A 6,178-nucleotide genomic window follows, 5' to 3' on the forward strand; every position below is an offset into this window, starting at 1 on the left:
GGCGTTCATGCGGCAGGCTCCGGTGGCCGCGGGGCGGCGGGTTGCGGGCTCTCGCGGCTCACGGTGCCCAGCACCGAGATGGTCAGCAGCGTGGCGCCCACCACCACAAGGTAGACGCCCAGGTCAAACAGCGCCGCAGACGCCAGCGGCAGCTCGCCCAGCACAGGCACATGGGGGTGGCCATGGGCGCTGGTCAGGAAGGGGCGGCCGAACACGAAAGCGCCCACGCCGGTGAGTCCGGCAATGCCCAGACCGGCACCAATCCATTTCACGAAGCGGCGCCCGCCCTGGCCGCGCAGCAGCAATTCGGCCTTGACCTGTCCCATCGACATGAACTGCAGCACCAGCGCCACGGCCGTGATCAGGCCGGCAATGAAGCCGCCGCCCGGCAGGTTGTGGCCGCGCATGAAGATGTAGAGCGTGAACACCAGCGCCACCGGCAACACCACCGCCGCTGCCACGCGCAGCAACAGGGGCTGCTCGGCAAAAGTCCAGCGTCGGCCCTCGGTGTCGGCCGTGGAGCGGCGCGTGCGCATGCCTTCCATGAGCGCCAGCACGCCGATGGCGGCAATGCCCAGCACGGTGATTTCACCAAACGTGTCGTAGCCGCGGAAGTCCACCAGGATCACGTTGACCACATTGGTGCCGCCGCCCACCGGCATGGACTTGTCCAGGAAGTACCAGGAGATGGAATCATGGTCGCGGGTGAGCAGCACCCAGGCCAGCCACGACATGCCCGCACCCCCGGCCAGCGCCAGTGCGCCGTCGCGCATGCGGCGCAGGCCGCCCGACTCGCGCGGCGAGTGCTGGGGCAGCAAGGCCAGGCCCATGAGCAGCAGCACGGTGGACACCACCTCCACCGACAACTGGGTCAGCGCCAGGTCGGGTGCCGACAGGCTGACAAAGGTCAGCGACGTGACAAGCCCCACCACGCCCACCAGCACCACCGACTGGAACCGCTGGTGGTGCGCCACCGCCAGCGCCACCGTGGTGGCCCCCAGCAGCAGCCAGATGGCAATGGCCAGCGGCGACGCGGGCAGCAACTCGCGCGGCCCGGTACCCATGGGGCTGCCGCTGCCCAGCACGGTCACCGCCACCACGGCAATGGCGGCGCCCAGCGTCCAGGCCAGGTAATGCTGCAGCGAGCCGCTCTCCAGCCGCTCCGAGATGCGCCCCGCCAGGCCAAACAGGCCGTCGATCAGGCGGTCGAAAATCTGGCGCCCGGTGGCACGGCCAAACCAGGCTTCGGACTCGATGCGGTGCAGCCGCTTGTGGGCCGCCAGCAGCAGGTACAGACCCACCCCCGCCACCAGCGCGATGGCGCTCATGAGCAACGGCAGGTTGAAGCCGTGCCAGATGGCCAGGTGGTACCCGGGTAGCGGCTTGCCGGCCAGTGCCGTGGCCGCCACGTCCACCAGCGGGCCGAAGGTAATGGCGGGCAACAGGCCGACCGCGATGCACATCGCCACCAGCAGCATGGCGGGCAGCTTCATGCCCAGCGGGGGTTCGTGCGGGTGGGTGTTGGGCACATCGCCCAGCGGCCCGTTGAAATACGTGTCGTGCACAAAGCGCAGCGAATACGCCACGCTGCAAATGCCGGCCAGCGTCACCGCCGCAGGCACCAGCCAGGCCCACACACCGGTGGTGCCCGCCACCGCTTCGGTGAAGAACATCTCTTTGGACAAAAAGCCGTTGGTCAGCGGCACACCGGCCATGGACGCCGCCGCCACCATGGACAGGGTGGCCGTCCAGGGCATCAGCGCCCACAGGCCGCCCAGCTTGCGCATGTCGCGGCTGTGGGTTTCGTGGTCCACGATCCCGGCGATCATGAACAGCGAGGCCTTGAACGTGGCGTGGTTCAGCACGTGGAACACCGCCGCCACGGCCGCCAGCGGCGAGCCCAGCCCCACCAGAAAGGTGATGAGGCCCAGGTGGCTCACGGTGGAGTACGCCAGCAGCCCCTTGAGGTCGTGCTTGAAGATGGCAATGAAGGCCGCAAACAGCACCGTGATCAGGCCCACGGTGGTCACGATCGCCTCGAACCAGCCCGAGCCCGCCAGCACCGGGTACATGCGCATGAGCAGGAAAACGCCGGCCTTCACCATCGTGGCCGAGTGCAGATAGGCCGACACTGGCGTGGGGGCGGCCATGGCGTCGGGCAGCCAGAAATGGAACGGAAACTGCGCGCTCTTGGTGAAGGCGCCGATCAGGATCAGCAACAACGCGGGTAGAAACAGCGGGTCGGCCTGGATGGCGGCCACCTTGCCCAGCATGGCGCTGAGTTCGTAGGTGCCTGCGATCTGGCCCAGCAGCACAAAGCCGCCCAGCATGGCCAGGCCGCCGCCGCCGGTCACGGCCAGTGCCTGGCGGGCACCGGCGCGGGCATCCTGCCGGTGGCTCCAGTAACCCACCAGCAGGAAGGACGACAGGCTGGTCAACTCCCAGAACACCACCAGCAGCAACAGGTTGTCTGACAGCACCACGCCCAGCATGGCGGCCATGAACAGCATCATCTCGCTGTAGAACTTGCCCGCCGAGTCCTTGGCGCTCAGGTAGTAGTGCGCGTAGATGACGATCATCAGACCGATGAACAGGATCAGCCCGGCGAACATCATCGACAGGCCGTCGAGCCGGAAGGTGAGGTTCAGGCCGATCTCGGGCACCCAGTCCCAGGCGTTCAGGATGACCTCGCCCGCCATCACCGCAGGCGCGTGGCCCAGCAGCAGGCCCAGGCTGGCCGCCGTCACGGCCCCCGCTGCCAGTGCGGTCAGCCCGCGCGATCGCGGACCCAGCCAGAACGTGGCGGCCGTGCCCAGGAAAAGCGGAAGTAAAACGATGAGTAACAGCACGGCTCTCCCTTTGACTATCTTTGCCCATGGCTTTGCATGCCGGGTGTGTTGGTGCGCACGCCCCCTTCGCCGCCGCAGGCGGTGCTCACCTGCGTGCGCTGGCGGGTTGACTGTCCGGTGATCGTTGCGCCTGGGCGTTGCCGGGCGATTGCGCCGGTGCCGATCGTGCCGCGGCTGGACGCGGGAGGACGGACAGGACGCACTTCAACGACGTGACCGGTGACTGTACCGCCGCCGCGCCGCTGATCGGGCACAAAAAACAGTCCAACCGCTGGGGAATTCCCTGCACGACAGGCTGCAGTCAGGCGTTTGCTGCGGTATTCCATCCCCCTGCAGGGAGTGCCTCCATCCATTGGCACCGGCCCGCGCGGTCTGCGCACTGCCGCCGCCGGGGTGATGAGAGGGGCTTCATCATTCGCTATTGATTAAATAGCTGTTTGCGCTTTATGGGTAAGCCTTGGAGCCTGTTTCCATCTAAAAATCAACAGCGCCTTCGGGCGCCGTTGCGCCGGGCCTTGGCCTACACTCCAGGCCCGCGCAGCCCCTCTTTGTCATGAACGCCTCGCCTTCTTCTCCCCCCGGCGCCTGCCCCGCCTGCGGCCAGTCCAACCAGTGCGCCATGGCCTCGGGCGCCGACCCGCAGGGCTGCTGGTGCATGCAGGTCCCGGTGTCCCGGGCGGCGCTGGCCCGTCTGCCCGCGCAGGAGCGCGGCCAGCGCTGCATCTGCCCCGTCTGTGCCCGCGAGTCCGATCCGGTGCCGGTGGCGGCGCCAGCGCAACACCCCGCGCCTTTATGATCGATTTTTTGCCCCCGGAGCACCCCCATGCCGACTTACCACATTGAAATGATCGAAGGCCGCACGGTCGAACAGAAGAAGAAACTTGTCGAGGAAATCACCCGCGTCTCGGTCGAGGTGCTGGGCGGAACGCCCGAGATGGTGGACATCCTGATCACCGACGTGAAACGCGAGAACTGGGCCACCGGCGGGCGCCTGTGGTCCGAGCGTTCCTGAACCCCGCCGCTGCATGAGCGGTTCCGGATCCCTGCAGGCGCTGCGCGCCCGGTATGGCGAACGCTACCGCTGGCTGGTGCTGCTGGCCGTGATGGTGGGCACCATGGCGTCGGTCATGTCATCGACCGTGGTCAACGTCGCCATTCCCGACATGAGCCAGCACTTTGCGCTGGGCCAGGAGCGCGCGCAGTGGGTGGCCTCGGGCTTCATGGTGGCCATGACGGTGTCCATGCTCACCACGCCCTGGCTGCTGTCGCGCTACGGCTACCGCGCCACTTATGCGGGCTCGATGCTGCTGCTGCTTGTGGGTGGCATGGTGGGCGGGCTGTCCAACCACTACGGCCTGGTGCTGGCCGCGCGCGTGGCCGAGGGGCTGGCCGCAGGCATCGTGCAGCCCATTCCGGCCATCATCATCCTGTATGCCTTCCAACCGCACGAGCAGGGGCGTGCCAGCGGCATTTTTGGCATGGGTGTGGTGCTGGCTCCCGCGCTGGGCCCCAGCATTGGCGGCCTGCTGGTGGACTGGTTTGGCTGGCGCTCCATCTTCTTCATGGTGGTGCCGCTGTGCGTCGTCTCGCTGTGGCTGGCCTACAAGCTCGTGCCCAACACCGCGCCGGGCGGCCTGGCGGCCAACCGGCAGAGCCAGTCGCTGGACTGGCGTGGGCTGCTGCTGGGCGGCGCCGGCACGCTGTGCCTGCTCAACGGCCTGGTCGAATTGCGCAGCGGCCCGCTGCTGCAGGCCCTTGTGCTTCTGGTGCTGGCGGCCCTGTGTGCGCTGCTGTTTGTCGGCTGGCAGCGCTGCCTGTCGCGCCAGGGGCGTTCGCCGCTGATGGAGCTGGGCCTGTTTCGCTACCGTACGTTTGCCATGGGCAGCATCGTGGCGTTTATCTATGGCACGGCGCTGTTTGGCTCCACCTACCTGCTGCCGGTGTTCATGCAGATGGGGCTGCAACTGTCGGCCTCGCATGTGGGCACCATTTTGCTGCCTGCGGGCGCGGTGCTGGCGCTCACCATCCCCCTGGTGGGCCGCCTTGCCGACCGCCAGCCCACCCACCTGCTGGTGAGCATCGGGCTGTTTCTGCTGGCGCTGTCGTTTGCGCTCATGGTGCTGATCGGGCTGGAGTCGCCCCTGTGGTGGCTGGTGGTCTTTGCCATCCTGGGCCGCATCGGGCTGGGTTTCATCCTGCCTTCGCTCAACCTGGGCGCCATGCGGCCGCTGGACAAATCGCTCATCTCCCAGGGCTCCAGCACCATCGGCTTCCTGCGCATGCTGGGGGGCGCGGCCGGTGTCAGCCTGTGCGGCATCGTGCTCGAATGGCGCCTGGCGGCGCACGGCGTGTCGCTGGCCAGCAGTGGCAGCAGCCCGGCGCGCATCGCGGCGTTCAGCGAGTCGTTCCTCATGCTGGCGGCGCTGTGTGTGCTGGCGCTGGTCGCCGCCTGGCAGTTGCGCGACGCGCCGCGCGCCCCTTCCGCCCCTGCGGCCTGAACTGGATACGAGAGTGCAACCATGTGCCAACTGCTCGGAATGAATTGCAACACCCCCACCGACGTGACCTTCAGCTTCACGGGCTTTGCCCAGCGCGCGGGCCACACGGGCGACCATTGCGACGGCTGGGGCATTGCCTTCTTTGAAGACAAGGGCGTGCGCCACTTTGTGGACCACGAGCGCGCCGTGGACTCGCCCATTGCCGAGCTCATCCGCCGCTACCCCATCAAAAGCTGCAATGTCATATCGCACATCCGCAAGGCCACGCAAGGCGTGGTCGGGCTGCAGAACTGCCACCCGTTTGTGCGCGAGCTGTGGGGCCGCTACTGGGTGTTTGCGCACAACGGCGACCTGAAAGACTTTCGCCCCCGGCTGCACAGCCACTTCAGGCCCGTGGGCACCACCGACAGCGAGCACGCCTTCTGCTGGATCATGCAAGAGCTGGCCAAGTCCCACGCCGGTGTGCCCAGCATTGCCGAGCTGACGATCACGCTGCGCGACCTGGCCGCGCGCATTGCGCCGTACGGCACCTTCAACTTTTTGCTATCCAACGGCCAGGCGCTGTGGGCCCATGCCTCCACCCACCTGTATTACGTCGAACGCCGCCACCCGTTTGGACATGTGCATTTGAGCGATGAGGATCTTTCACTGGATTTTTCCCAGGAGACCCAAGAGACGGATGAAGTCGTAGTCATCGCTACAAGCCCACTCACAACGAATGAGGTGTGGACAGCCTTCGCCCACGGTGAACTTGTGGTGTTCGCAGACGGCCGGCGTTTGACCACCTGAGCACCCGTCTCCGCCAGGGTGATTAGGTCAGGTCTTTTCCAT

At 66.9% G+C, this 6,178-nt stretch carries 5 protein-coding genes; 4 read left to right on the forward strand and 1 reads right to left on the reverse strand.

Annotation, left to right across the window (positions count from 1 at the left end):
* Positions 1-5: 5 nt before the first annotated feature.
* Positions 6-2,849: a monovalent cation/H+ antiporter subunit A gene (locus tag AAFF19_RS22215; protein WP_182120311.1), complete on the reverse strand. Its 2,844-nt coding sequence runs from the start codon at positions 2,847-2,849 to the stop codon at positions 6-8.
* A 553-nt stretch (positions 2,850-3,402) separates the two neighbouring features.
* On the opposite strand from AAFF19_RS22215, the gene AAFF19_RS22220 reads away from it, so the two are divergent.
* Genes AAFF19_RS22220 through AAFF19_RS22235 form a run of 4 tightly spaced genes read left to right on the forward strand, consistent with a single transcriptional unit; the run spans position 3,403 to position 6,136 of the window.
* Positions 3,403-3,645, forward strand: a complete 243-nt coding sequence (locus AAFF19_RS22220) for a cysteine-rich CWC family protein (protein ID WP_182120310.1) — start codon at positions 3,403-3,405, stop codon at positions 3,643-3,645.
* Between the two features lie 3 nt (positions 3,646-3,648).
* On the forward strand, positions 3,649-3,861 hold the full coding sequence (locus AAFF19_RS22225) for a 4-oxalocrotonate tautomerase (protein ID WP_342721878.1): 213 nt from the start codon (positions 3,649-3,651) through the stop codon (positions 3,859-3,861).
* A gap of 13 nt (positions 3,862-3,874) precedes the next feature.
* On the forward strand, positions 3,875-5,347 hold the full coding sequence (locus tag AAFF19_RS22230) for a DHA2 family efflux MFS transporter permease subunit (RefSeq protein ID WP_182120309.1): 1,473 nt from the start codon (positions 3,875-3,877) through the stop codon (positions 5,345-5,347).
* Between the two features lie 21 nt (positions 5,348-5,368).
* Entirely contained in the window at positions 5,369-6,136 is a 768-nt protein-coding gene (locus AAFF19_RS22235; RefSeq protein ID WP_182120308.1) for a class II glutamine amidotransferase, read from the forward strand.
* Positions 6,137-6,178 lie beyond the last annotated feature (42 nt).

Origin of the sequence: Acidovorax sp. FHTAMBA (assembly GCF_038958875.1) — a bacterium.
Classification (GTDB): domain Bacteria; phylum Pseudomonadota; class Gammaproteobacteria; order Burkholderiales; family Burkholderiaceae_C; genus Acidovorax.